Annotated in this window: 24 protein-coding genes, 1 other RNA gene and 1 pseudogene; 18 read left to right on the top strand and 8 right to left on the bottom strand. The window is 65.5% G+C overall.

The annotated features are described in order from the left end of the window. Positions 1–12 precede the first annotated feature (12 nt). Both HWY37_RS09535 and HWY37_RS09530 read right to left on the bottom strand, forming a co-directional pair. The gene (locus tag HWY37_RS09535; RefSeq protein WP_175206395.1) at positions 13–948 is read right to left on the bottom strand and encodes an alpha/beta hydrolase; all 936 of its coding nucleotides are present in this window, start codon (positions 946–948) and stop codon (positions 13–15) included. A 36-nt stretch (positions 949–984) separates the two neighbouring features. Further along, positions 985–1,167 (bottom strand): alpha/beta hydrolase, encoded by a 183-nt coding sequence (locus tag HWY37_RS09530; RefSeq protein WP_175206297.1) that lies wholly within the window; start codon positions 1,165–1,167, stop codon positions 985–987. Positions 1,168–1,267: 100 nt separating this feature from the next. Between HWY37_RS09530 and HWY37_RS34885 the strand changes: the two are divergent. Further along, positions 1,268–2,223, top strand: a pseudogene (locus HWY37_RS34885) (LysR family transcriptional regulator). A gap of 73 nt (positions 2,224–2,296) precedes the next feature. On the opposite strand, the gene ssrA reads toward HWY37_RS34885, so the two are convergent. The 5 genes from ssrA to ompA form a co-directional block, all read right to left on the bottom strand. After that, positions 2,297–2,685, bottom strand: a transfer-messenger RNA (tmRNA) gene (gene ssrA, locus HWY37_RS09520). 129 nt (positions 2,686–2,814) lie between these two features. After that, positions 2,815–3,993 carry an MFS transporter gene (locus tag HWY37_RS09515; RefSeq protein WP_175206397.1) on the bottom strand — a complete coding sequence of 393 codons (1,179 nt, stop codon included), beginning with the start codon at positions 3,991–3,993 and terminating at the stop codon, positions 2,815–2,817. Positions 3,994–4,338: 345 nt separating this feature from the next. Next, on the bottom strand, positions 4,339–5,013 hold the full coding sequence (locus HWY37_RS09510; RefSeq protein WP_176088516.1) for an HAD-IA family hydrolase: 675 nt from the start codon (positions 5,011–5,013) through the stop codon (positions 4,339–4,341). After that, positions 5,010–5,738, bottom strand: coding sequence for a bifunctional 2-polyprenyl-6-hydroxyphenol methylase/3-demethylubiquinol 3-O-methyltransferase UbiG (ubiG, locus tag HWY37_RS09505; RefSeq protein WP_176088515.1), 729 nt, complete (start codon positions 5,736–5,738; stop codon positions 5,010–5,012). Before ubiG ends, HWY37_RS09510 begins: the two co-directional genes overlap by 4 nt. A 157-nt stretch (positions 5,739–5,895) precedes the next feature. Beyond that, entirely contained in the window at positions 5,896–6,477 is a 582-nt protein-coding gene (gene ompA / locus HWY37_RS09500; RefSeq protein ID WP_175206400.1) for an outer membrane protein OmpA, read from the bottom strand. 414 nt (positions 6,478–6,891) lie between these two features. Here ompA and gyrA point away from each other — a divergent pair, with 414 nt between their 5' ends. The 15 genes from gyrA to cysM all read left to right on the top strand — a co-directional run bounded on the left by gyrA (position 6,892) and on the right by cysM (position 23,439). Further along, positions 6,892–9,561: a DNA gyrase subunit A gene (gene gyrA, locus HWY37_RS09495; RefSeq protein WP_175206401.1), complete on the top strand. Its 2,670-nt coding sequence runs from the start codon at positions 6,892–6,894 to the stop codon at positions 9,559–9,561. Continuing rightward, positions 9,561–10,691, top strand: coding sequence for a 3-phosphoserine/phosphohydroxythreonine transaminase (serC, locus tag HWY37_RS09490; protein ID WP_176088514.1), 1,131 nt, complete (start codon positions 9,561–9,563; stop codon positions 10,689–10,691). Before gyrA ends, serC begins: the two co-directional genes overlap by 1 nt. After that, on the top strand, positions 10,684–11,769 hold the full coding sequence (pheA, locus tag HWY37_RS09485) for a prephenate dehydratase (RefSeq protein WP_175206403.1): 1,086 nt from the start codon (positions 10,684–10,686) through the stop codon (positions 11,767–11,769). The genes serC and pheA overlap by 8 nt, the downstream gene beginning before the upstream one ends. Positions 11,770–11,780: 11 nt before the next feature. Continuing rightward, a complete protein-coding gene (gene hisC, locus HWY37_RS09480) occupies positions 11,781–12,902 on the top strand; it encodes a histidinol-phosphate transaminase (protein WP_176088513.1) in 1,122 nt (373 codons plus the stop codon). Continuing rightward, the gene (locus HWY37_RS09475) at positions 12,899–13,801 is read left to right on the top strand and encodes a prephenate dehydrogenase (RefSeq protein WP_176088512.1); all 903 of its coding nucleotides are present in this window, start codon (positions 12,899–12,901) and stop codon (positions 13,799–13,801) included. The genes hisC and HWY37_RS09475 overlap by 4 nt, the downstream gene beginning before the upstream one ends. 5 nt (positions 13,802–13,806) lie before the next feature. After that, on the top strand, positions 13,807–15,129 hold the full coding sequence (aroA, locus tag HWY37_RS09470; protein ID WP_176088511.1) for a 3-phosphoshikimate 1-carboxyvinyltransferase: 1,323 nt from the start codon (positions 13,807–13,809) through the stop codon (positions 15,127–15,129). A gap of 14 nt (positions 15,130–15,143) precedes the next feature. Further along, positions 15,144–15,833 (top strand): (d)CMP kinase, encoded by a 690-nt coding sequence (gene cmk, locus HWY37_RS09465; RefSeq protein ID WP_175206407.1) that lies wholly within the window; start codon positions 15,144–15,146, stop codon positions 15,831–15,833. Positions 15,834–16,033: 200 nt separating this feature from the next. Then, complete coding sequence (gene rpsA / locus HWY37_RS09460) at positions 16,034–17,746, top strand: 30S ribosomal protein S1 (protein WP_026382780.1); 1,713 nt, start codon at positions 16,034–16,036, stop codon at positions 17,744–17,746. Positions 17,747–17,749: 3 nt separating this feature from the next. After that, positions 17,750–18,109 (top strand): integration host factor subunit beta, encoded by a 360-nt coding sequence (locus tag HWY37_RS09455; RefSeq protein ID WP_013392394.1) that lies wholly within the window; start codon positions 17,750–17,752, stop codon positions 18,107–18,109. Positions 18,110–18,248: 139 nt separating this feature from the next. After that, positions 18,249–18,563 (top strand): LapA family protein, encoded by a 315-nt coding sequence (locus HWY37_RS09450; protein ID WP_175206408.1) that lies wholly within the window; start codon positions 18,249–18,251, stop codon positions 18,561–18,563. Between the two features lie 57 nt (positions 18,564–18,620). After that, complete coding sequence (gene lapB / locus HWY37_RS09445) at positions 18,621–19,835, top strand: lipopolysaccharide assembly protein LapB (protein ID WP_175206409.1); 1,215 nt, start codon at positions 18,621–18,623, stop codon at positions 19,833–19,835. After that, the gene (gene rfaE1 / locus HWY37_RS09440; protein WP_175206410.1) at positions 19,832–20,773 is read left to right on the top strand and encodes a D-glycero-beta-D-manno-heptose-7-phosphate kinase; all 942 of its coding nucleotides are present in this window, start codon (positions 19,832–19,834) and stop codon (positions 20,771–20,773) included. Before lapB ends, rfaE1 begins: the two co-directional genes overlap by 4 nt. Next, on the top strand, positions 20,770–21,759 hold the full coding sequence (rfaD, locus tag HWY37_RS09435) for an ADP-glyceromanno-heptose 6-epimerase (RefSeq protein ID WP_175206411.1): 990 nt from the start codon (positions 20,770–20,772) through the stop codon (positions 21,757–21,759). Before rfaE1 ends, rfaD begins: the two co-directional genes overlap by 4 nt. A gap of 191 nt (positions 21,760–21,950) precedes the next feature. Further along, positions 21,951–22,445 carry a ComEA family DNA-binding protein gene (locus HWY37_RS09430; RefSeq protein ID WP_176088510.1) on the top strand — a complete coding sequence of 165 codons (495 nt, stop codon included), beginning with the start codon at positions 21,951–21,953 and terminating at the stop codon, positions 22,443–22,445. 85 nt (positions 22,446–22,530) lie between these two features. Then, positions 22,531–23,439, top strand: a complete 909-nt coding sequence (cysM, locus tag HWY37_RS09425; protein ID WP_175210912.1) for a cysteine synthase CysM — start codon at positions 22,531–22,533, stop codon at positions 23,437–23,439. Between the two features lie 49 nt (positions 23,440–23,488). On the opposite strand, the gene mltB is transcribed toward cysM, so the two are convergent. Continuing rightward, entirely contained in the window at positions 23,489–24,643 is a 1,155-nt protein-coding gene (mltB, locus tag HWY37_RS09420) for a lytic murein transglycosylase B (RefSeq protein ID WP_176088509.1), read from the bottom strand. A gap of 10 nt (positions 24,644–24,653) precedes the next feature. Here mltB and HWY37_RS09415 point away from each other — a divergent pair, with 10 nt between their 5' ends. Next, on the top strand, positions 24,654–25,577 hold the full coding sequence (locus HWY37_RS09415) for a histone deacetylase family protein (protein WP_176088508.1): 924 nt from the start codon (positions 24,654–24,656) through the stop codon (positions 25,575–25,577). 70 nt (positions 25,578–25,647) lie between these two features. After that, positions 25,648–26,397, top strand: a complete 750-nt coding sequence (locus HWY37_RS09410) for an electron transfer flavoprotein subunit beta/FixA family protein (protein ID WP_042792533.1) — start codon at positions 25,648–25,650, stop codon at positions 26,395–26,397.

The following is a 26,397-nucleotide window of genomic DNA, read 5'->3' as shown; positions in this document are numbered from 1 at the left end:
GCTGCCGGGCGGCTACAGGTGCTGCTTGAAGAAGGGCGTCAGTTCGGCCATGGCCAGGGCCACGGGTTCGGGCTTGTCATAGAGGTCGTAGTGCGACCAGCCTTCGGCCAGGACCATGCGCTTGTCCTTGGAGCCGGCGCGGCCATAGATTTCCCAGCCGTCGCGGTAGGCGCCGAAGCCGCCCGGCTTGCTGCCCATCACCACCATCAGCGGCTGGGTCAGCAGGACCTCGGCATTGATGAAGGCATCCCAGCCCATGGCCGCGCTATTGAAGGAGAACAGGCCACTGCTGGCGCCATTGGGCTGTTGGCCGCGCGGCGTCTTGTAGTACTCGGTGGCTTCCAGCACGTCGATGTCGCTGATGCCGGCCTGCTTGCCTGCTTCCACCGAGTCCGGCAGGTAGCTGATGACGTGCCGCGCGGCGCCCGCGGCTTCCGCCGTGCGCTGCTTGGCCATGGCTTCGATCGCGGCCACCGGATCGAAATTGGAGAAGCCTTCCCGCATCAGGCGGCCGAAGTTCACGCCGGTGATCGAGGCCAGGGCCTTGATGCGATGGTCGGTGATGGCGGCATGGATCGTATAGGCGCCGCCGCCGCAGATGCCGATGGCGCCGATGCGCTCCGCGTCGACGTAGGGCAGCGACTGCAGGTAGTCGATGGCGTAGCGGATGTCCGACACGCGGATGGCCGGGTCTTCCATGTAGCGGGGCTCGCCGCCGCTGGCGCCCTGGAAGCTCGCGTCGAAGGCGAGGACGATGAAGCCCTCTTTCGCGAGTCCGGCGCCGTAGACGTTGCCGCTGGTCTGTTCCTTGCAGCTGCCGATGGGATGGGTGCTGACGATGGCGGGATATTTTTTCTTTTCGTCGAAGCCCGGCGGCAGGTAGAGGTCGGCGGCGCTGTCCCAGCCCAGGTTCCTGTAGCTGACGTGCTTGATCGTGGTCGAGGTCATGATGGATTCCTTGCGGTGTTGTTGCGTGTAGGGGGATTACTTCAGGACGCGGGCATCCTGCACCGTGTTCTCCCTGCCGTTGGGGAACACACCGCCGCCAGGATGCGATACGACGATGGCCGGGTACTTCGCGCCGGCGTCGAAGCCTGCCGGGAAGTGGATGACGGCGGCCAGGGTGATGTCTTGGCCGTTCAGGTTCTTGATGCTGACTTTTTCCATGACGGGACTCCAGGGGGGGCGGTGGCTGAGTGCTGATGGAGCCATCTTAGGAGCCTCATTGATTCAGATAAATACGCATTAAAGACATGAGAGTTAAGCTATGCTTACCAATATGCCCATGTCGCCCACCTTACTTCCCGCGCTTGCCTGGTTCGCGCACATTGCCCGCCATCGCAGCTTCACCAAGGCAGCCTCGGAAATGGAGGTGTCGCGCGCGGCCTTGTCGCAACAGCTGAAGGCGCTGGAACAGCACCTGAACGTGCGTCTGCTGCATCGGACGACGCGCGACGTGTCCTTGACCGAGGAAGGGCAGCGGCTGTTCGATGCCCTGGGACCGGCGCTCACTTCCATCGAACGGGCGGTCGGAGAACTGGGCGAGGCCTGCGCCGAACCGGCGGGGCTGATCCGCATCAACACGTCCCGCCCGGCGGCGCGGCTGCTGCTGGAACCGTCCATGGACAGGTTCCTTGCGGCTTATCCCAAGCTGCGGCTGGAGCTGGTCATGGACGACGGCTTCTCCAATATCGTGGCCGAAGGGTTGGACGCCGGCATACGTCTGGGCGAAAGCCTGGCGAGCACATGGTTGCCGTGCCGGTCACGCCCATGCTGGAAATGGCCATCGTCGGCGCGCCGGCCTACTTCCAACGCCACGGCATTCCCGAAACGCCCGCCGACCTGATGCAGCACAACTGCCTGTCCTACCGCTACACCTCCAGCGGCACGATAGACCGTTGGTCCTTCTCTTCGCCGGACGCCGAGGGCCGCACCGTTGTGCTGGAGCCGCAGGGCAACGCCGTCTTCAACGACGACGACAGCATGTTGCGCGCGGCGGCGCAGGGGATAGGGCTGGTGCAGCACATCGACCTGTGCGTGCGCAGGCAACTGGCGGACGGAACGCTGGTGCGCGTGTTGCGCCCCTGGTGCAAGCCGTTTCCCGGCTTCTTCCTGTACGTGCCGTCGCGGGCGCAGATGCCCGCCAAGATACGGGCGCTGATGGACTTCCTGGTCGAACAGCGGCTGCAGCTGGACCAGGAAAAGCGCGACATTCTGGGGTAGACGGCGGATGTCTGCCGCCGGCAAATAAAAAAGGCCGGTCTGATTTTTGATCAGACCGGCCTTATGCGGTATTTGGTGGAGCCGGGGGGAATTGAACCCCCGTCCGCAAGCCCTCCGCAACCAGTTCTACATGCGTAGTCGATTTATTTGGTTTTAACCCTGGACTTAGCCAACCGACAGGCCGGACCAGAGCGATTCACGTAATTTAAATTTGAACCGTGTGACCCCAGTTCAAACCGATTCCTTGTGAATGTCGCTGCTGCGGTTCGAGGGTTACCCCCCTAGGAAGTTGCCTTCCCCCGCCTGACCCAAGGACAGATCAGTGCAGCGGCTCACCGCTTAAGCGGCGAGAGCGAAACGCTCGTCGTTGGCGTTTGTAGTGTTCCAGTGGTTTAACGAGCGTACTGGTGCTCGGCATGCCCTGAGTTGTTTCGCGACCCACGTCGAATCCGGATCGGCCCCAAGAAGATCTATTGTACTGGTAAATGTCATAGCCTGCTGTACCGCCTGCGCCGCCTTGCCCGGGCGTGGCGCGGACGATACAGGCGGGCCTCAGGCGCCGTTGGCGCCGAAGATGCAAGCCGCCGGCGATCAGGCGGCGTTGGCGCAGACAGCCTTGGGCTCGCGGCGCGGCCGCGAAGCCGCCATCAGCACGAAGGCCAGGACCACGGAAACGCCGACGATGACCGCCGCGGCCCAACCCAGGGACGCCAGCCCGTAGTTGTCGATGACGTGTCCGCCGACCACGGCGCCCAGGCCGATGCCGATATTAGCGCCCGAGATATTCAGGGACGCGGCAAAGGCTGGCGCTTCCGGCGCGGATTTCATCAGGCGCACGTGGCAGACGATGAACAGCGCGGCCTGCGCGATGCCCCAAATGCCCAACGCCACGGCCAGCAGCCCATGCGATTGCATGACGGGGGCGATGACCGCCAATCCGGCCGCCATCAGCGCCGAAAAAAGCGCGGTCGCGCCCAAGGGGCTGCGGTCCACCATGCGGCCGCCCAAAGTATTGCCGACCAGGCCGACCGCGCCGAACGCCATCATCGTCCAGCCCACGATCTGGCCATTGAAACCTGCCAGCCGCTCCAGCATGTCGGCCAGGTAGGTGTAGGCCGTGAACATTCCGGTGAAGACCAGCAGCGACAACAGCACGTGGCCGACCACGATGGGATTGCGCAGGATGCGCAGCTGTGTGACGAGCTTGACGCTGTCGGCGCGGATGCGAGTGCTGGGGAAGGCGAACAGCAGGAGCAGCGCCTTGGCGAACGCCACCACCGAGAGCACGGCAAAGGCGGCGCGCCAGCCGAAGGCGTCCGAGATCAGCACGCCGATGGGAATGCCGAACACCGTGGCCGCCACGATGCCGAAGGCAACCATGGAGATGGCGCGGCCGGCGCGGGCAGGGCCGACAAGTTCCACCGCCGTGGCGCTGGCCAGCGACCAGAACACCGGCAGGGCCAGGGCAGGGACGAAACGGGCCACGGCCATGATCCAGATGTTGGGCGCGACGGCGGCGAGGGCGTTGGACAGGCCGAACAGCACCAGCACGCTGATGAACAGGCGCTTGCGCTCGATGTTGGCCATCAGCGCAGTGAGCAGCGGGCCGGTGGCCGCCACCGTGAAGGCGAACAGCGTGACCAGCAGGCCGGCCTGGGACACGGTGACGTTCAGGTCGCGGGCCAGGCCGGGCAACAAGCCGACGATCAGGAACTCGGTGGTCAGGATGGTGAAGCCGGCGGCGGAAAGTAACAGGATGGGCAATAGCATAGGCATTCCTCTGGCGCAGCGCCGGATGGCGGCGCGCGTGGGCGTTGTGGGCGGTCTAAAAAAGGTCTGAGGTGCGCCGGGTCGGAGCGCCGGGCAATGCTCCGGGGCCGTAGGGCGCCGGGGCGTTGGATCAGTGGTGGTGGACGATGTTGTCCGCAACCTCCGGACTAAGCCGGAAAAGGCAATCGGGAAGCACCCGAATGCCGTGCATGAGCCACACTGTAAGTGACTTTGGTTTCAGGATAAAGGCTCTGAATCCGGAAAGATTATTCGATGGATTCAACTAATTCGCTCTAACAACTGCAAGAGCCGCGGCGAGCCGTCAGACGGCCCGCCGGGGTCAGCCTAGCGCAGGTCGCTGGGCAGCAGCGGCTGGATGGCGGGCCAGAGTTCCGCGGGGGTATTGGCGCAGGTTTCCGCTTCCCAGGTCGTGATGTTCTCGTCTTCGCCGACGTAGCCGTAGGCGGCCGCCACGGCCGGCATGCCCGCCGCGTGCGCGGCCTGGATGTCGCGCAGGTCGTCGCCGACATAGACGCAGCGGTCGATGGCGAAGCCCGCCTCACGGGCGGCATGCTGCAGCGGCAGCGGGTGCGGCTTGGCGTGCGCGGTGGTGTCGCCGCAGACCAGGACCGCGCTGTCGCGGGTGAGGTCCAGGTATTCGACGATGGGGAGGGTCAGGTAGGTGACCTTGTTGGTCACGATGCCCCACGACAATCCACGGTTGCGGATGTCCGCCAGCAATGCTTCGATGCCCGGGAACAGCTTGCTGTGGACGGTGGAGCCGGCGGCGTAGTCTTCCAGGAATTGCAGCCGGGTCGGTTCGTATTCCGCATCGCCGGGCTTCAGGTCCAACGCAACGCGCAACAGGCCACGCGCGCCCTGGGACGCGACCGGGCGCAGCGCCTCGTAAGGCATTGGTTCCAGGCCCCGGCGGGTGCGCTGGCGGTTGGCCGCTGCGGCCAGGTCGGGGGCGGTGTCGGCCAGCGTGCCGTCGAAATCGAACAGGATCAGGGCGCTCATTTGCGGGTAGCCATCAGGTAATTGACCGAGGTGTCGGACGACAGGGTGTAGATCTGGGTGATCGGGTTGTATTCCATGCCGCGCATGCTCACCGGTTCCAGGGCGGCGCCGCGCACGGCGGCCGACAGCTCGCTGGGCTTGATGAACTGGTCATAGCTGTGCGTGCCGCGCGGCAACAAGCGCAGGACATATTCCGCGCCGACGATGGCGAACAGGAAGGACTTGGGATTGCGGTTCAGCGTCGAAAAGAACACCCAGCCGCCCGGTTTGACCAGGGTCGAGCAGGCGCGCACGATCGAGGCCGGGTCCGGCACGTGTTCCAGCATTTCCATGCAGGTCACCACGTCGTACTGACCGGGCTGTTCGGCGGCAAGTTCCTCAACGGGGACCTTGCGATATTCCACCTTCACGCCCGATTCCAGGCCGTGCAGGCGAGCTACTTTCAGGGATTTGTCCGCCAAGTCGATCCCGGTGACCTCGGCTCCGCCGCGCGCCATCGCCTCGGACAGGATGCCGCCGCCGCAACCCACGTCCAGCACCTTCTTGCCCGCCAGGCTGCCCGCGCACTCCTGGATCCATTCCAGCCGCAGCGGGTTGATGGCGTGCAGGGGCTTGAACTCGCTTTCGGGGTCCCACCAGCGGCTGGCCAGGGCGCCGAACTTGTCCAGTTCGGCCTGGTCGGCGTTGATGGCGGGGCGGGCGGTGTCGTGAGTTTGCGTAGTCATGGGCAGGTTCAGCTTAAGGCGACTCTATGACTCTATATATAGAGGGGTCCGTCGCGCGAGGCGAGGGAGGGGCGCGGCCTTGCACCGGTTTGGTGCGTGGCTGGCGAAAAAAAGGGCCTCGCTATGCGAGGCCCCCTTATTGTAGCTAGTCCGGCAATTACTTGCGGCTACCCACGATTTCGATCTCAACGCGACGGTTCTGGGCGCGGCCTTCCTTCGTCTTGTTGGAAGCGATCGGGTTCTTCTTGCCCTTGCCTTCCGTGTAGATACGGTTCGGGTCGATACCCTTGCTGACCAGGTAGGCCTTGACCGAAGCGGCGCGGCGCTCGGACAGCTTCTGGTTGTAGGCGTCAGTACCGATCGAGTCGGTGTGGCCAACAGCAATGATGGTTTCGAGGTCGATACCGCGAGCTTGCTGGGCGACTTGGTCCAGCAGCTGACGGCCTTCGGGCTTCAGGTTCGACTTGTCGAAGTCGAAGAACGTGTCAGCATTGAACACGACCTTTGCCGCCATCGGGGCCGGCTTCGCCTTCTGTTGTGCAACCGGAACGCCGTCGCAACCGGGGATACCGGTGGCCGGGGTCCAGAATGCATCGCGCCAGCACAGTTCGTTCGTGCCGTTCTTCCAAACGTCACCGAACGGGTTGCGCCAGTTGTCCACGGTTTGCGCGGAAGCTACACCAGAGGCCGTGACGGCGGCGAAGGCGAGCGCCAGAGCGAATTTGGAGGGTTTGTTCATGTTTCTCCTCGTTGAGCTTGAAGCTGGATAAGTGACTCGCAGCGAACCCCCGCCGCATATCAGGAAAACGGGGCCAGTATAGCAACGCCAAGAGCTGGTTCAAAGGAATAGCTACTGGGTTTCCTGCGTGCTGGAAACAATCTTAAGGCATTTGGGGGGCTTTGGCTTCCCTGGAGAGGCGCATTGGTGCTGGATATGACGTTTTCGGCGCTCCATCCGTTTTCCATGTTGGTTTTTGACAACAGGCCCGCAGGACGCGGGCTGGTGCGCGGTCGAACCTGTCCATATGTCTTGCGGTCCGCTTGCCCGGCGAGCGACTTCAGGCAGCCCTTCTGACCGCTCCAGTAATCGGATGATAGAATTTCCTGTTTACCCGGCCCGGGTTCCTCCTTACACGATTCTGTCGTTATATATATGGATTCCTTTGCCAAGGAGACGCTTCCGGTATCGCTGGAAGAAGAGATGCGCCGCAGTTACCTCGATTACGCGATGAGCGTGATCGTCGGTCGGGCGCTACCGGATGTGCGGGACGGGCTCAAGCCTGTCCACCGGCGCGTGCTCTACGCGATGCACGAACTGAACAACGACTGGAACCGCGCCTATAAGAAGTCGGCGCGTATCGTCGGGGACGTCATCGGTAAGTACCACCCCCACGGCGACCAGTCCGTCTATGACACCATCGTCCGCATGGCGCAGGATTTCTCCATGCGCTACATGCTGGTCGACGGCCAGGGCAACTTCGGCTCGATCGACGGCGACAACGCCGCGGCGATGCGTTACACCGAAATCCGCCTGGCCAAGATCGCCCACGAACTGCTGGCCGACATCGACCAGGAAACCGTGGACTTCGGCCCCAATTACGATGGCAGCGAACAAGAACCGCTGCTGTTGCCGTCGCGCCTGCCCAACCTGCTGGTCAACGGCAGCTCGGGCATCGCCGTGGGCATGGCCACCAACATCCCGCCCCACAACCTCCAGGAAGTGGTCGACGGCTGCCTGTACTGCCTGCGCAATCCGGGCTGCTCGGTCGATGAGCTCATGGAGCTCATCCCGGCCCCGGATTTCCCCACCGGCGGCGTCATCTACGGCATGTCCGGCGTGCGCGAAGGCTACCGCACCGGTCGCGGCCGCGTCATCATGCGCGCCAAGACCCACTTCGAGGACATGGAAAAGGGCAACCGCCAGGCCATCGTGGTCGACGCGATCCCCTACCAGGTCAACAAGAAGACGCTGCAGGAACGCATTGCCGAGCTCGTCAACGACAAGAAGATCGAAGGCATCTCGGATATCCGCGACGAGTCCGACAAGGACGGGATGCGCCTGGTCATCGAGCTCAAGCGCGGCGAGGTTCCCGAGGTCGTCCTGAACAACCTCTACAAGAACACGCAGCTGCAAGACACCTTCGGGATGAACCTGGTGGCGCTGGTCGACGGCCAGCCCCGCCTGCTCAACCTGAAGCAGATGATCGACTACTTCCTGCAGCATCGCCGCGAAGTGGTCACGCGCCGCACCGTGTTCCAGCTGCGCAAGGCCCGCGAACGCGGCCACGTGCTGGAAGGTTTGGCCGTCGCGCTGGCTAATATCGACGACTTCATCGCCATCATCAAGGCGGCGCCGACTCCTCCGGTCGCCCGCCAGGAACTGATGGCGAAGTCGTGGGATTCCTCGCTGGTGCGCGAGATGCTGTCGCGCGCCGACGGCGATACGCCGGGAGGCCGCGCGGCCTTCCGTCCGGACGACCTGGGCGCCGAGTTCGGCCTCCAGGGCGACGGCATGTACCGCCTGAGCGACACGCAGGCCCAGGAAATCCTGAACATGCGCCTGCAACGCCTGACCGGGCTGGAGCAGGACAAGATCGTCGGCGAATACAAGGACATCATGTCCACCATCGCCGACCTGCTGGACATCCTGGCGCGCCCCGAGCGCATCACCACGATCATCGGTGAAGAGCTGCAGGCCATCAAGGCGGAGTTCTCGACCGGCGCGAAGGATACGCGCCGCTCGGAGATCGAACTGAACGCCACAGAGCTCGACACCGAAGACCTGATCACGCCGACCGACATGGTCGTGACCTTGTCGCACGGCGGCTACATCAAGAGCCAGCCGCTGTCCGAGTACCGCTCGCAAAAGCGCGGCGGACGCGGCAAGCAGGCCACGGCCATGAAGGAAAACGACTGGATCGACCAGTTGTTCATTGCCAATACGCACGACTTCCTGCTGTGCTTCTCCAACCGCGGCCGCGTGTACTGGCTGAAGGTCTGGGAAGTGCCGCAAGGCACGCGCAACTCGCGCGGCAAGCCCATCGTCAACATGTTCCCGTTGGCCGAAGGTGAGAAGGTCACGGTGGTGCTGCCGGTCAAGGAATTCAGCGAAGACCACTACGTCTTCATGGCGACCTCGCGCGGCACGGTCAAGAAGACCCCGCTGTCCGACTTCTCCAACCCGCGCAAGGCCGGCATCATTGCCGTGGACCTGGACGATGGCGACTACCTGATCGGCGCCGACCTGACCGATGGCAAGCATGACGTCATGCTGTTCTCGGACTCCGGCAAGGCCGTGCGCTTCGACGAGAACGACGTGCGTCCGATGGGCCGCAACGCCCGCGGCGTGCGCGGCATGATGCTGGAAGACACCCAGACCGTCATCGCGTTGCTCGTGGCCGGCGACGAAACGCAAAGCGTGCTGACCGCCACCGAAAACGGCTACGGCAAGCGCACGCCGATCACCGAGTACACGCGCCATGGCCGCGGCACCAAGGGCATGATCGCCATCCAGACCAGCTCGCGCAATGGCAAGGTCGTGGGCGCGGTGCTGGTGATGCCTTCGGACGAGATCATGCTGATCACGACCGGCGGCGTGCTGGTGCGCACCCGCGTCTCCGAAATCCGCGAAATGGGCCGCGCGACGCAAGGCGTCACGCTCATCAACGTCGATGACGGCAGCTCGCTGTCCGGCGTGCGCCGCGTCGTCGAAAGCGATGCGGACGATGATGGCGACCTGGGCGAAGATGGCCAGGACACGGATGGCGGCGACGACAACGGCGCTGCGGACTCGACGGATTCGACGGAACCTACGGAGCAATAATGGCCCGCCCCTGGAACTTCTCGGCAGGCCCCTCGGCCTTGCCCGAGGTGGTGCTGCAGCAAGCCGCTGCGGAAATGCTGGACTGGCACGGCAGCGGCATGTCCGTGATGGAAATGAGCCATCGCGGCAAGCACTTCGTGCAGATCTGCGATGAAGCAGAGTCCGATCTGCGCGACCTGCTCGGACTGCCGGCGGATTACGCCGTCATGTTCATGCAGGGCGGCGGTTCCGGGGAAAATGCCATCGTTCCCATGAACCTCATGGGACGCCGCGGCACGCCGGCGGCCGACTTCGTCGTGACGGGCCATTGGTCCAAGCGTTCGTACAAGGAAGCCGGCCGCTACGGCAGCACTCATGTGGCAGCAAGCAGCGACCAGTCCATCCAGCTGGATGGCCGCGAGCAGGCACCGCTGACCTGGGTGCCGCCGGTCGATACCTGGACAGTGCGTCCGGATTCGGCCTATCTGCACCTGTGCAGCAATGAAACCATCGGCGGCGTCGAGTTCATGGACTGGCCCGACACCGCCGCGCTGGGCGCGCCCGACGTGCCGCTGGTCGTCGACGCGTCCTCGCATTTCCTGTCGCGTCCGATGGACGTGACGCGCTGCGGCATGCTGTATGCCGGCGCGCAGAAGAACGCCGGTCCGGCGGGCGTGACCATGGTCATCGCGCGCCGCGATCTCATCGGCCACGCCTTGCCGATCTGCCCGTCCGCGTTCGACTACGCCAACGTGGCAGCCGAACACTCGCGCTACAACACCCCGCCCACCTTCGCCATCTACGTTGCCGGCCTGGTGTTCAAGTGGGTCAAGGCCAACGGCGGCGTCGCCGGCATGGAAGCCGCGAACAAGGCCAAGGCCGAGCTGCTGTACGGCTACCTGGACAGCACCAGCTTCTACCGCAATCCGATTCACGCGCCCGTGCGTTCGCGCATGAACGTGCCCTTCGTGTTGCGCGATGAGTCGCTCAACGACGCCTTCCTGCAAGGCGCGGAAGCCGCCGGCCTGACGCAGCTCAAGGGCCACAAGAGCGTGGGCGGCATGCGTGCCTCCATCTACAACGCCGTTCCCCTGGCCGGGGTGACGGCGCTGGTCGAGTACCTCAAGGAATTCGAGCGCCGTTATGGATGACGATCTGCAGCGCAAGCTGCTCCCCCTGCGTCAGCGCATCGACGCGTTGGACGCCCAGATCCTCGACCTCCTGACGCAGCGCGCGAGCGCCGCGCTGGAAGTGGGCGAGGTCAAGCATGCCGCCAATGCCGATGGCCCGGTGCTGCGCCCCGAGCGCGAAGCCGACGTCATCCGCCGCCTGCAGCAGACCAATCCCGGCCCGTTTCCGAACGCCGGCGTGGCGGCCGTCTGGACCGAGATCATCTCGGCCTGTCGCGGCCTGGAGCGCGGCATGACGGTCGCCTTCCTGGGGCCGCAAGGCTCGTTCTCGGAACAGGCGGCGCAGGAGCATTTCGGCCACGCCGTGCAGAAGCTGCCTTGCGCATCGTTTGACGAGGTGTTCCGCGCGGTCGAGGCGGGGCAAGCCGACGTCGGCATGGTTCCGGTCGAGAACTCCACCGAAGGCGCGGTCAACCGCAGCCTGGACCTGCTGCTGAACACGCCCCTGAAGATCCTGGGCGAGCGTTCGCTGGTCATCCGCCATTGCCTGATGTCGCAGTCCGGCAACATGGACGGCATCAAGACGATTTCCGCGCACCCGCAGGCGCTGGCCCAGTGCCAGGGCTGGCTGACGCGCAACTATCCCGACGTGGCCCGCGTGGCCGCGTCCAGCAATTCCGAGGCCGCGCGCGCGGCCGCGGGCGACCCCAGCATCGCGGCCATCGCTGGCGAAGTGGCCGCGCCCGCCTGGAACCTGCAGATCGTCGCCGCCGGCATCCAGGACGATCCGCACAACCGTACGCGTTTCCTGGCCATCGGCAATATCGAACCGCTGGTCAGCGGCAAGGACAAGACCAGTCTGATCCTGGCGGTGCCGAACCGCGCGGGCGCCGTCTACGAAATGCTGGCGCCGCTGGCGGCCAACGGCGTGTCCATGACGCGTTTCGAATCCCGGCCCGCCCGCACCGGCCAGTGGGAATACTATTTTTATGTGGACGTGCTGGGGCACCGCAATGACCCCAACGTCGAACGCGCCCTGGCCGCCTTGCAGGCGCAGGTTGCCTACCTGAAAGTGCTGGGTTCCTACCCGGCGCCGTGAGCCCCTCCGACATGACCACCGCATCCAAGCCCCTAGTTGCTCCCGCGCACGTCAGCGCCATCGCGCCTTACCAGGCCGGCAAGCCCATTGAAGAACTGGCCCGCGAGTTCGGCCTGGATCCGGCTGGCATCGTCAAGCTGGCGTCCAATGAAAACCCGCTGGGCATGCCCAAGTCGGCCCGCGCGGCCATGCTGGCCGCGGCCGAGTCGCTGGCGCGCTATCCCGATCCCAATGGCTTCGACCTGAAGGCGGCGCTGGCTGAACGCTACGGCGTGCCGATGAGCTGGGTCACCCTGGGCAACGGCTCCAACGACATCCTGGAAATCGCGGCGCTGGCGCTGCTGGAGCCGGGCGTGTCGGCGGTCTACGCGCAGCATTCGTTCGCGGTCTACCGCCTGGCCACCCAGGCCCGCGGCGCGCGCCACATCGTGGTGCCGGCCAAGGACTACGGCCATGACCTGGACGCGATGTTCGACGCCATCGCCGACGACACGCGGCTGCTGTTCATCGCCAACCCGAACAACCCCACCGGCACCTTCGTGCCGGGCGACCAGATCGCCGCCTTCCTGGAACGCGTGCACGCCGCTCACGGCGATCGCGTAACGGTCGTGCTGGACGAGGCCTACAACGAGTACCTCGATCCCGAATTCCGTTTCGACAGCACCGCGTTGGTGCGCCGCTATTCGAACCTGATCGTGTCGCGCACCTTCTCCAAGGCCTATGGCCTGGCGGGGCTGCGCGTGGGCTTCGCGGTGGCGCAGCCCGCGCTGACGGATCTGCTGAACCGGGTGCGCCAGCCGTTCAACGTCAACACGCTGGCGCAGGCCGCGGCCATCGCCGCGCTGCGCGACGCGGCCTACCTGGAAGAGGCCTATGCCTCGAACAAGGCGGGCAAGGCGCAACTGTGCGCGGCGTTCGAGGGCCTGAAGCTGCGCTACGTGCCCAGCTACGGCAACTTCGTGCTGGTGCACGTGGGCGACGCTCCGCGCATCAACCTGGAGCTGCTCAAGCGCGGCGTGATCGTGCGTCCGGTGGCCGGAGACGGCTTGCCGGAGTGGCTGCGGGTGTCCATCGGGCTGCCGCAGGAAAACCAGCGCTTCATCGATGCCCTGACCGCCATCCTGTCCGCATGAACGACGCGTCACCGAATTCCGATCAGGGGGCCGCTGGCCCCCTGATTCCTGTATTGGCCGTCGTGGGCGTGGGCCTGATCGGCGGATCCTTCGCCGCGGCCTTGCGCCGGGCGGGGCTGGTGGGCCGGGTGCTGGGGGTAGGGCGCAATGCGCAATCCCTGGCCCGCGCCGTTGAATTGGGCCTGATCGACGAAGCCGCTTCCGCCGAGGAAGCAGCCGCGCGCGCCGACCTGATCCTGCTGGCGACGCCGGTGGGCGGATTGGCCGACGCGTTGTCGCGCATGCGCGCCCACCTGCGTCCCGGCACCGTGCTGACCGACGCGGGCAGCACCAAGGCTGAAGTGGTCCTGGCCGCGCGCGCCGCCCTGGGCGACCGGGTGGCGCAGTTCGTGCCCGGCCATCCCATCGCGGGCGCCGAGCGCACCGGACCGGAGGCTGCCGATGCCGACCTTTACCGCAAGCGCACCGTCATCCTGACCCCCCTGGCCGAGAACGGCGCATCCTCGCTGGACTTGGTGCGCCGCGCCTGGCAGGCTTGCGGGGCGGACGTGATCGACATGGATGCCGACGCGCATGACCGCGTGCTGGCGTCCGTCAGCCATCTGCCGCACCTGCTGGCGGCGGTCTACATGGAGCAGGTGGCCGAGGCCGCCGACGCGCCGACCCGCCTGGGCCTGGCCGGCAGCGGCTTTCGCGACTTCACGCGCATCGCGGCCGGTTCGCCGGAAATGTGGCGCGACATCTTTCTGTCCAACCGCGATGCGATGCTGGCCGAACTGGCCGATGTGCGCGCGGTGCTGGACCGTGCCGAACGCGCCATCGCCGATGGCGACGGCGCGGCTTTGCTGACGTTGCTGGAGACGGCGGCCCGCGCCCGCCGCAACTGGCGCAAGGAGTAGCTGACATGGGCGCTTTGCCTTATCTCGATCTGCCGCGCGTGCGGCAAGCGCGAGGCGTGATCGCCTTGCCGGGTTCCAAGAGCATTTCCAACCGCGTGCTGCTGCTGTCGGCCATCGCCGAGGGCAGCACGGTCATTACCGGATTGCTGGATTCCGACGACACCCGCGTCATGCTGGCTGCCTTGCGCCAACTGGGCGTGCAGGTGTCCGAGCTGGACGCGGGCAGCGTCACGGTGCAGGGCGTGCGCCGCTTTCCCGTGGAAAGCGCGGACCTGTTCATGGGCAACGCCGGCACCGCGATCCGGCCGCTGACCGCCGCGCTGGCGCTGATGGGCGGCGACTATCGCCTGTCGGGCGTGCCGCGCATGCACGAGCGTCCCATCGGCGATCTGGTCGATGCGCTCAAGGGCCTGGGCGCCAGCATCGACTACCTGGGCCAGCCCGGCTATCCGCCCCTGCATATCGGCCGCGGCGATATCGCGGCGGACGCGGTCACGCGCGTGCAGGGCTCGGTGTCGAGCCAGTTCCTGACGGCCTTGCTGATGGCCGCGCCGCTGCAGGCCGGCCGCAGCGGCAAGCCGGTGACCATCGAGGTCCTGGGCGAACTCATTTCCAAGCCCTACATCGAGATCACGCTGAACCTGATGGCGCGCTTTGGCGTGCAGGTGCGGCGCGAAGGCTGGAGCCGCTTCGTCATCGACGGCGGGGCGGCCTACCGCAGCCCGGGCCGGATCGCGGTTGAAGGCGACGCCTCCACCGCGTCCTATTTCCTGGCGCTGGGCGCCATCGGCGGCGGACCGCTGCGCGTCACCGGCGTGGGCGCCGACAGCATCCAGGGCGACGTCGCCTTTGCCGCCACGCTGGCCGACATGGGCGCCGCCGTGAGCTACGGCCCCGACTGGATCGAGGTGTCCGGCGCGCGCGTGGCCCAAGGCGAACGCCTCAAGGCCTTCGATACCGATTTCAACCTGATTCCCGATGCCGCCATGACCGCGGCCGCCCTGGCGCTGTACGCCGACGGGCCTTGCCGCCTGCGCAATATCGGCAGCTGGCGGGTCAAGGAAACCGACCGCATCCACGCCATGCAGACCGAACTGGAAAAGCTGGGCGCAAAGGTGGAATCGGGGCCGGATTGGCTGAGCGTGACGCCGCCGGCGCAGGACGCCTGGCGCGACGCGCACATCGGCACCTGGGACGACCACCGCATGGCCATGTGCTTCTCGCTGGCGGCCTTCGGGCCGGCGGCCGTCCGTATTCTGGACCCGGGCTGCGTCAGCAAGACCTTCCCGGGTTACTTTGATGTTTACGCGGGCCTGGTTACGGCCTAGCGAAAGAATTGCCCATGACTTCGATTTCCTCCGCCAACTCTTCTTCCGTCCCCGTCATCACCATCGACGGCCCCACCGCGTCCGGCAAGGGCACGGTGGCGCATCGTGTCGCCAAGGCCCTGGGTTGGGCGGTGCTCGACAGCGGCGCGCTGTACCGCCTGACCGCCTTGGCGGCGCTCAATCGCGGTTTGCCTCCCGAAGACGAGGCCGGGGTCGCGCGCGTCGCTGAAACGCTGGACGTGCGTTTCGAGGGGCCCCACGTCTACCTTGAGGGCTTGGAGGTCGGCCACGAAATCCGCCGCGAGGAAGTCGGCAATTTCGCCTCCCGCGTGGCGGCTTTCCCGGGCGTTCGGCAGGCGCTGCTCGAGCGCCAGCGCGCTTTCCGGCTGGCGCCGGGCCTGGTGGCGGACGGCCGCGACATGGGCACGGTGGTGTTTCCCGACGCCCCGCTGAAGGTGTTTCTGGTCGCCGACGTGGTCGCGCGGGCGCAGAGGCGCTGTAAGCAGTTGATCGAAAAGGGAATTTCTGCTAATCTAGATGACCTTCTGCGGGATATGCGCGAACGGGACGCCCGCGATATGGGCCGAACCACCGCGCCCTTGGCTCCCGCAGCTGATGCGCACGTACTGGATTCGTCGGATCTGACGATTGCGGAAACGGTGCAGGCAATACTGGATTTCTGGAAGAACGCCACCGCGGATTGAAGCACTGGTCCCGGGCTTTCCTTCAAGAGTCCTTCCGCAGGTTTTCTGTTTTTTTTATCGGCCCTGTTCAGGCCAGGCGCAACCCCCACGGGCCACCCCGCAAGGGCGAACCGGCGAACAGGCATTTTGACTCCACTGTGGCGGGCAATCCGCTGCGGTGTGTTTTTAACGGCCATTTCGGCCCAATGGATTTCAACCCCATGTCTTCCGTTTCCACTACCGCCACCGGCGGCGAAAGCTTCGCCGACCTTTTCGCACAAAGCCTCAAGAGCCAGGACATGAAGTCCGGCGAGGTCATCAGCGCCGAAGTCGTGCGCGTCGACCACAACTTCGTCGTCGTCAACGCCGGCCTGAAGTCCGAAGCGCTGATCCCCCTGGAAGAGTTCCTGAACGACCAGGGCGAGCTCGAAGTGCAACCCGGCGATTTCGTCTCGGTGGCCATCGATTCCCTGGAAAACGGCTACGGCGACACCATCCTGTCGCGTGACCGCGCCAAGCGCCTGTCGGCCTGGCTGCAACTGGAAAAGGCCCTGGAAAACGGCGAGCTGGTTACCGGCACCATCACCGGCAAGGTGAAGGGCGGCCTGACCGTCATGACCAACGGCATCCGCGCGTTCCTGCCGGGTTCGCTGGTGGACCTGCGTCCGGTCAAGGACACCACCCCGTACGAAGGCAAGACCCTCGAATTCAAGGTCATCAAGCTCGACCGCAAGCGCAACAACGTCGTTCTGTCGCGTCGCCAGGTGCTGGAAGCCAGCATGGGCGAAGAGCGTCAGAAGCTGCTCGAAACCCTGCACGAAGGTGCTGTGGTCAAGGGCGTGGTCAAGAACATCACCGACTACGGCGCGTTCGTGGACCTGGGCGGCATCGACGGCCTGCTGCACATCACCGACATGGCCTGGCGCCGTGTGCGTCACCCCTCCGAAGTCCTGCAAGTGGGTCAGGAAGTCGAAGCCAAGGTGCTCAAGTTCGACCAGGAAAAGAGCCGCGTCTCCCTGGGCGTCAAGCAACTGGGCGAAGATCCGTGGGTGGGCCTGGCTCGCCGCTACCCGCAAGGCACCCGCCTGTTCGGCAAGGTCACGAACCTGACCGACTACGGCGCGTTCGTTGAAGTCGAAGCCGGCATCGAAGGCCTGGTGCACGTCTCCGAAATGGACTGGACCAACAAGAACGTCGATCCGCGCAAGGTCGTGACCCTGGGCGAAGAAGTCGAAGTCATGGTCCTGGAAATCGACGAAGACCGTCGTCGCATCTCGCTGGGCATGAAGCAGTGCCGCCAGAACCCGTGGGAAGAGTTCGCCACCAACTTCAAGCGTGGTGACAAGGTCCGCGGCGCCATCAAGTCGATCACCGACTTCGGCGTGTTCGTCGGTCTGCCCGGCGGCATCGACGGCCTGGTTCACCTGTCCGACCTGTCGTGGACGGAAACCGGCGAAGAAGCCGTGCGCAACTTCAAGAAGGGCGACGAGATCGAAGCCGTGGTTCTGGGCATCGATACCGACAAGGAACGCATCTCGCTGGGCATCAAGCAGCTGGAAGGCGACCCCTTCAACAACTTCGTTGCCACCTTCGACAAGGGCGCCGTGGTTCCGGGCACCATCAAGTCGGTTGAAGCCAAGGGCGCCGTCGTCACGCTGTCCGTGGACGTTGAAGGCTACCTGCGCGCTTCCGAGATCTCCTCGGGCCGCGTTGAAGACGCCACCACCGTTCTGACCGCTGGCGAGAACATCGAAGCCATGATCGTCAACATCGACCGCAAGACGCGTTCGATCCAGCTGTCGATCAAGGCCCGCGACAACGCCGAAACCGCCGAAACGATCCAGCGCATGTCCGACGCCAGCGCTTCGTCCGGCACCACCAACCTCGGCGCGCTGCTGAAGGCCAAGCTGGACCAACAGCGCAACGACGGTTAATTCGTGACCAAGTCGGAGCTGATCGCCGCCTTGGCGGCCCGCTATCCTCAGCTGGCCGCCCGCGACACCGATTACGCGGTCAAGACCGTGCTCGACGCAATGACCCAGGCCCTGGCCTCGGGTCAGCGCATCGAGATCCGCGGTTTTGGCAGCTTCTCGTTGTCGCAGCGGTCTCCCCGAATCGGTCGCAATCCCAAGTCCGGCGAGCAGGTGCTGGTGCCTGGCAAACAGGTGCCGCACTTCAAGGCGGGCAAGGAATTGCGCGAACGGGTGGACTTGGCCGGCGGCAATGACGAGGACGCTCAATCCTCTGGATCGAGTGAACCGATGCCGTCGATGGTGAGTCTGCACGCCATGCATTGACGGCACGGCAGTAAGGCCGCCTTCGGGCGGATCGGACCGAGAACCTAGCCCCTTGAGCAATCAAGGGGCTTTGTTTTTTGGCGCCAGGCGGGATCCGTCGCTTACAATTGATAGTCTTGAATTCTTTGGAGCATGCGCCATGCGCTACCTTGTCTGGGCCCTGCGATTGCTCGTGTTTGTTGCGGTACTGATGTTCGCGTTGAAAAACACGGATCCGGTCGCCGTGAAGTTCTACGCCGATTACGTGGTACAGGATGTTCCGCTCATCGTCGTCATGCTGGTGGTGTTCGTGCTGGGCGCCTTGTTCGGCTTGCTGCTGACCGTGCCCGCCGCCATGCGGCGCCGCCGCGAGGCCGTGCGCCTGCGCCGCGAATTGGACCGCGTCCAGGCCGCCGTGAACGGCACCACGCCCGCCGTGCCGCCGGAAGCCGTCGCTCCGATGTCGCCGCTGTAAGCCAGCGCGCCATTCGTCCATCCCTCTACGCACTACATAGCCGCAAGAGCCCGAATAGTGGATTTTGAACCTTGGTGGTTGATTTTCGTGCCGGTATTGTTCGCGCTTGGCTGGTTGGCCGCGCGCTTCGATGTCCGGCAAATGCTGCGGGAGACCCGCAGCTTGCCCGATTCGTATTTTCGCGGCTTGAACTTCCTGCTCAACGAGGAACCGGACCGCGCCATCGACGCCTTCGTCGAAGTGGCCAAGCTGGACCCCGAGACCACCGAACTGCACTTTGCGCTGGGCAGCCTGTTCCGTCGCCGCGGCGAGATGGAGCGCGCCATCCGCGTGCACCAAAGCCTGCTGAACCGTTCCGATCTGCCCGCCGCCGAACGCGAGCATGCGCAGCACGAACTGGCGCAGGATTTCCTCAAGGCCGGCATGCTGGACCGCGCCGAAAGCGGTTTCGAGCAGTTGAAGGACACCCGTTACGCCTTGCCGGCGCTGCGGTCGCTGATCCGCATCTATGAATCGGAGCACGATTGGCCGCGCGCCATCGAAGCCGTGAAGACGCTGCAAGGCCTGGTCGACGAGCCGGTGCCGCAGATCGTGCACTACTACTGCGAGCAGGCGCAGTCGGCGCTGGCGGCCAAGCCCGCCGACGTCGACGCCGCCCACAAGGCGCTGGACGCCGCCGATCACGCCTTGTCCACCATGGATGCCGGCTCGACCAAGGGCGCCCACGTGCGCACGGCGATGCTGCGCGCGCGCCTGGCCCTGATTGAACAGGATCCGAAGCGCGAAAGGCTGTATCTGGAATCGGTCATGACCGACGTGCCGGAATACGCCGGCCTGGTCGCCGAGCAGGTGCTGGCCAACTACCGCGCCGCCAACCAGGAAGCGGCCGGGCTCGATCTGCTGCAGAAGCAGTATGCGCGCCATGCCTCGCTGGACCTGTTCAACGTGCTGTTCCGCGAATTGCGCGTGCAGCAGGGCGCGGCGCCGTCGTGGGCCTTCGCCCGCAATGCGCTGCGCAGCCATCCGTCCCTGCTGGGGCTGGATCGCCTGCTGGAAGCCGAATTGGCCAATTCCGAAGGCAACGCCGATCAGGGGCCGGTGCCGGGCGCCGACCTGACGCTGTTGCGCAGCCTGATCCACAAGCATACGCAGCGGCTCGACCGCTACGCGTGCCGCAGTTGCGGTTTTCAGGCGCGTCGCTTTTACTGGCAATGTCCCGGCTGCAACGCCTGGGAAACCTACGCGCCGCGCCGCTTGGAAGAACTTGAATGAACTCTTTTCCCGCCGAAGCCATTTCGCATAGCCGCGTCCTCGTGGTCGGCGATGTGATGCTGGACCGGTACTGGTTCGGCGAAGTGGAACGCATCTCGCCGGAAGCGCCTGTGCCCGTGGTGCGCGTGGCGCGCCGCGAAGACCGCCTGGGTGGCGCCGCCAACGTCGCGCGCAACGTGGCGGCCCTGGGCGGCCATGTGACCCTGGTGGGCGTGCTGGGCGAGGACGAAGCGGGCGACAGCGTTCGCCGCCTGTCCGCCGAGGCCGGCATACAGGGCGAGCTGATCGCCGATCCGACCTTGCACACCACGCTGAAGATGCGGGTGCTGGGACGCCAGCAACAACTGCTGCGCGTGGACTTCGAGCAGCACCCCGGACAGGCCGCGCTGGATGGCGTGGACGCCGCCTTCGCCCGCCATTTGGCCAATCACGACATCGTCGTGCTGTCGGACTACGCCAAGGGCGTGCTGACGCGGGTCGAATCGCTGATCGCCCTGGCCCGCAACGCAGGCGTGCCCGTGCTGGTGGACCCCAAGGGCCACGACTACAGTCGCTATCGCGGCGCGACCCTGGTCACGCCCAACCGCTCGGAAATGCAGGAGGCCGTGGGCCGCTGGAATTCCGAGGCCGAACTTACCGATCGGGCGCAGCGCCTGCGCGCCGATCTGGACCTGGAAGCCTTGCTCGTGACGCGTTCCGAGCAGGGCATGACTTTGTTTACCGATGCGGGACGCGACCATACCGACGCGCAGGCGCACGAAGTGTTCGACGTGTCGGGCGCCGGCGATACCGTGCTGGCCACGCTGGCGGTGTCGCGCGCCATCGACCTGCCGTGGGTCGACGCGATGGGCTGGGCCAACAAGGCCGGCGGCATCGCCGTGGGCAAGCTCGGCACGTCCATCGTCACCGCCGCGGAATTGGCAGGAGAACCCTCATGATCGTCGTTACCGGAGCCGCTGGCTTCATAGGCAGCAACCTGGTGCGCGGGCTCAACCGCCGCGGCATCACGGACATCATCGCGGTCGATGACCTGACCGAAGGCGACAAGTTCGTCAATCTGGTCGATTGCCAGATCGCGGACTACCTGGACAAGGACGACTTCCGCCGCCGCGTGCTCGACGGCAGCCTGCGCGAGGTGCGCGCCGTGCTGCACCAGGGCGCATGCTCGGACACGACCGAGCGCAACGGCCGCTACATGCTCGACAACAACTACCGCGTCACGCTGGAACTGTTCGAGCTGTGCCAGGAACGCCGCATTCCGTTCCTGTACGCCTCGTCGGCGGCGGTCTACGGCGGTTCGTCGGTCTACGTGGAAGATCCCGCCAACGAAGGTCCGCTGAACGTCTACGGCTACTCCAAGCTGCTGTTCGACCAGGTCCTGCGCCAGCGCATGGACAGCCTCACGGCGCAGGTCGTGGGACTGCGCTATTTCAACGTCTACGGTCCGCATGAACAGCACAAGGGCCGCATGGCCTCGGTGGCCTTCCACAACATGAACCAGTTCCTGGAGCATGGCCATGTGCGCCTGTTCGCCGGCTGGGACGGTTACGTGGACGGCGGCCAGAGCCGCGACTTCATCTCCGTCGAGGACGTGGTCGCGGTCAATCTGCATTTCCTGGATCACCCCGAGCAGTCCGGCATCTTCAATTGCGGCACCGGCCGGGCGCAGCCCTTCAATGATGTGGCGGCCGGCGTGGTGAACGCGCTGCGCGCGGAACGCGGCGAAGCCGAGCTGACGCTGGCGCAGCTGGTCGAGCTGGATCTGATCCGCTACATCCCGTTCCCGGACGACCTCAAAGGCCGTTATCAGAGCTACACGCAGGCGGACGTCACGCGTCTGCGCGCGGCGGGATTCCAGGCGCCCATGCGCGATGTGCAGACTGGCGTGTCCGAGTACGTGCGCTACTGGCGCGCCCGCAAGTAAGGGCCATTGGACTGGCGCCGGCAGGGTTGCGGCGCCCTGGCAGATAAACCACCGGCGACGGTGGTTTTTTTTCGCCCGGGGATTTGCCGGGGTGGATGCTTCCATTCACTGGGCGGGCGCGGGAAGGAGGCGGGCGGCATGATCGGTGCGTGGCGTGACAGCCGTCGCGCCAGACTCCAAGGAGACCTTGCATGAATCCATTTCTTCAGTCCGCCGCCGCCCGGCCAGCCCCGTTCGCGCGGTGGCGCAGACAACGAACGGCCGTCGTCCCGGGGGCAGGAAAGTACCCTTTGCGGCGGGCGCTGGGTGCATTGCTGGTGACGGCGGGCCTGGGTCTGGCTGCGCCGGCGGCGCATGCGCTCGACGTCAACCAGGCCAACGCGCAGCAGCTGGAGGGCATCCGGGGCATAGGCCCGCGCATGGCGGAGATCATCGTGAAGGAGCGCGAGCGTAGCGGCAAGTTCGAGTCCCTCAGCGATCTGGCTGAGCGCGTGCGCGGCATCGGTCCGAAAAAGGCCCAGGCCCTGCAGGAGGCCGGCTTGCAGATAGGCGGCACGGAGCCGCAGGCCGGGGCGGGCGAGACGGCGGGCGGCACGTCGGCCAAACCGGCGGCGGGCAGGGCGGCTGCGGCCAAGCCCGTGGCCAGACCGGCGGCGTCCCAAGCGCCCGCTGGCGCTCGTCCCTGACGCGGCCGGCCCGCGTCGCGGGTAGCCCTGGCGGGAGCGCGGCTTTTGCCGGCGCGCGCCGCCGGGGGGAGTTATTATCGTCCGCATGACTACTACCTATCCCACTATCGAGCAAACCGTCGGCAACACGCCGCTGGTGCGCCTGCAGCGCATTCCCGGGGCCGCGGGCGCAGCCCGGGGCAATGTCATCCTGGCCAAGCTGGAGGGCAACAACCCCGCCGGCTCCGTGAAGGACCGTCCCGCCCTGTCGATGATCGCGCGCGCGGAAGAGCGCGGCGACATCAAGCCCGGCGACACCCTCATCGAGGCCACCAGCGGCAACACCGGCATTGCGCTGGCCATGGCGGCGGCCATGCGCGGCTACCGCATGATCCTGATCATGCCGGACAACCTGTCGGTGGAACGCCGCGCGGCCATGACGGCCTATGGCGCTGAGCTGATCCTGACGCCGGCGGACAAGGGCGGCATGGAATATGCCCGCGACCTGGCCTCGGCGATGCAGGCGGACGGTAGGGGGATGGTGCTGGACCAGTTCGCCAATCCCGACAATCCGCGCGCCCATATCGAGAGCACCGGGCCCGAAATCTGGAACCAGACCGACGGCCGCGTCACCCATTTCGTGAGCGCCATGGGCACCACGGGCACGATCATGGGCGTGTCGACCTACCTGAAGTCGCGCAATCCCGCGGTGCAGGTGGTAGGCGCGCAGCCTGCCGAGGGTTCGTCCATCCCCGGCATCCGCAAGTGGCCCGAAGCCTATCTGCCCAAGATCTTCGACCGCAGCCGCGTGGACGCCTACGAATCCATCGAACAGGCCGAGGCCGAGCAGATGGCGCGCCGGCTGGCCGCTGAAGAGGGCATCTTCGGCGGGATTTCGTCGGCGGGCGCGCTGGTCGCGGCCCTGCGCGTGGCGGAACGCGTGAATGACGCCACCATCGTCTTCATCGTGTGCGACCGCGGCGACCGCTACCTGTCCACGGGCGTGTTCAACTGAGCGCGCTGCACGGAAAGAAAAGCCCGGGTCTTGTGCCCGGGCTTTTCTTTTAGCGGCCCACGCGGGCTTCGATCTCGCTGGCCAGGTCGGCCACGGACGTGGCGTAGAAGTAGCTGCGGTTGTACTTCGTCAGCGCGAAGAAGTTGGGCGTGCCCACGCGGTACTGCGCGGTGCCCCGGGCTTCCTCGACCAGATCGACGACGCCCAGCGGCTGGCTGCCCCAGCCCGTGGCGGAGGCGCCTGGCTGCAGGCGGGCGCCGGCAGCGGTGAGCGAGCCCCAGCTTTGCTTGGGCTCAAGCCCGCCGTCGACCAGCGCCGTGGGATCGGTTGGCAGCACCACGGGCGCGAACACCGGCAGGCCGCGCTGCCAGCCATGCTGCGCCAGGAAGCTGCCCACCGACATGATCGCGTCGCGGGTGCTGTTGGTCAGGTCGATGTGGCCGCTGTCGTCGCCGTCCACGGCGTAATGCATGACGCTGGTGGGCATGAACTGGGGCATGCCGATGGCGCCGGCATAGGAGCCGCGCGTTTCCAGGTCCAGCTTGTCTTTCATGACCAGGGTCAGGAAATCCGCCAGTTGGCCACGGAACATGGTGGCTCGTTCGGGCTTGGCGGGATCCGGGTAGTCGAAGGCCAGCGTGGTCAGCGCGTCCAGCACTCGGAAATTGCCCATATTGCGGCCATACAGCGTTTCCACGCCGATGATCGAGGCGATCACGGGCGCAGGAACGCCAAAGCGTTGCGCCGCCTGGTTGAGCAGGTCGCGGTTCTCGTTGTAGAACTCCACGCCCCAGCCGATGCGCTTGGGCTCGACGAAGCGCGAACGGTAGGTGAGCCAGCTGCGCCAGATCTTCTTGCCCGGGGGCGCCGGCGCGATCAGGCGCGCCACGGTCGCGTTGTAGCGTGAGCTGGCCAGCGCCGCGACCATCGGATCCAGCGGCAGTTGGCGTTCGGTGGCCAGGCTCTCCACGAAAGTACGGACTTCGGGCCGCAGCGCGCCGTTGGCGCCCAGGGCGGCGGGCGCGTCGTCCGACAGTTCGGAGCCAGGTGTCGGCGCACTGGGTCCGATGCGGATGGGGGCCGGGGTTGATTCGGCGGCCGGTTGGCCGGCGAGCGTGTTGGGAGCAGTGGGAGCGGTGGTGGAGCAGCCCGCCAGCAGGGCGGAGAGCGTGCCGAGTTGCAGTAATCGCCGACAGATGAACATAATCTTCCTTATGGAGACCATGTATCTTACCCACCCGGCATGCCGCTTGCATGAAATGGGCAGTTGGCATCCCGAAAGCCCCCAGAGGCTGGACGCCATTTCAGACCAGTTGTTGGCAAGCGGATTGATGCCCTACCTGGACGACCGTCAGGCGCCACAGGCATCCCGCCATGACATATTGCGGGTGCACACTGTCCAGTATCTGAACAGTTTGCAGGAACATGTGCCGGAGCAAGGGTATTTCCCTATCGATCCGGATACCTTGATGAATCCCCACACCTACGAAGCCGCGCTCTACGCGGCAGGCGCGGGCGTGGCGGCGGTCGACGCGGTGCTGGGCGGCGAAGCCCGCACGGCGTTCTGCGCGGTGCGGCCGCCCGGGCATCACGCCTGCCGTTCCCAGGCCATGGGATTCTGCTTCCTGAACAACGTGGCTATTGCGGCGCAGCATGCGATCGACTTCCACGGCCTGTCGCGCGTGGCCATCGTCGACTTCGACGTGCACCACGGCAACGGCACCGAGGATATCTTCGCCGGCGACGACCGGGTGCTGATGTGCAGCTTCTTCCAGCATCCGTTCTTCCCCAACAGCGGCACGGAAAACCCAGCCACCAACATGCTGAATGTTCCCGTCGCAGCCTATACCGGAGGAGCCGCCGTCAGGACCATCGTGACCGATACCTGGCTGCCGGCCCTGGAAGCGCACCGTCCCGAGCTGATCCTGGTGTCGGCCGGTTTCGACGCGCACCGCGAGGACGACATGGGCCAGATGGGCCTGGTCGAGGCCGATTACGCCTGGATCACCGAACAGCTCGTGGAGGTGGCCGAGCGCCACTGCCAGGGGCGCATCGTCAGTACGCTTGAGGGCGGTTACAACTTGTCAGCCCTGGGCCGCAGCGTGGTTGCGCATATACGAGCGCTGGCGAAGCTGTAGAATCAAGAAAAAATTGTGCAATGCGATCCCGGCGCATGCCGGGTAATTATTTCCATTTGGAGGCAGCGGGATGAAGGTGTTGGTACCTGTCAAGCGCGTCGTTGACTACAACGTCAAGGTGCGCGTCAAGTCTGATCAAACCGGCGTGGACATCGCCAACGTGAAGATGTCCATGAACCCCTTTGACGAGATCGCCGTCGAGGAAGCGACCCGCCTGAAGGAAAAGGGCGCCGTGGCTGAAGTCGTGGCGGTTTCTTGCGGCGTTGCGCAATGCCAGGAAACGCTGCGCACTGCCATGGCCATCGGCGCCGACCGCGGCGTGCTGGTCCAGACCGATGCCGAACTGCAGCCGCTGGCCGTGGCCAAGTTGCTCAAGGCGCTGGTCGACAAGGAACAGCCGCAACTGGTGATCCTGGGCAAGCAAGCCATCGACGACGATGCCAACCAGACCGGCCAGATGCTGGCCGCGCTGCTGGACTGGCCGCAAGCCACGTTCGCCAGCAAGGTCGAGCTGGCCGACGGCAAGGCTACGGTCACGCGTGAAGTGGACGGCGGCCTGGAAACGCTGACGCTCAAGCTGCCCGCCATCGTCACCACCGACCTGCGCCTGAACGAGCCGCGCTACGTCACGCTGCCGAACATCATGAAGGCCAAGAAGAAGCAGCTGGACACCGTCACGCCTGAAGAGCTGGGCGTCGATCCGGCTCCCCGCCTGAAGACGCTGAAGGTCAGCGAGCCGCCCGCCCGCAAGGCCGGCATCAAGGTGGCCGATGTCGCGGCTCTGGTGGATAAACTCAAGAACGAAGCGAAGGTGGTCTGA

It is taken from the genome of Achromobacter anxifer (genome assembly GCF_903652925.1).
GTDB classification, from domain to species: Bacteria; Pseudomonadota; Gammaproteobacteria; order Burkholderiales; family Burkholderiaceae_B; genus Achromobacter; species Achromobacter anxifer.
This window is presented reverse-complemented; position numbering and strand designations above follow the sequence as displayed.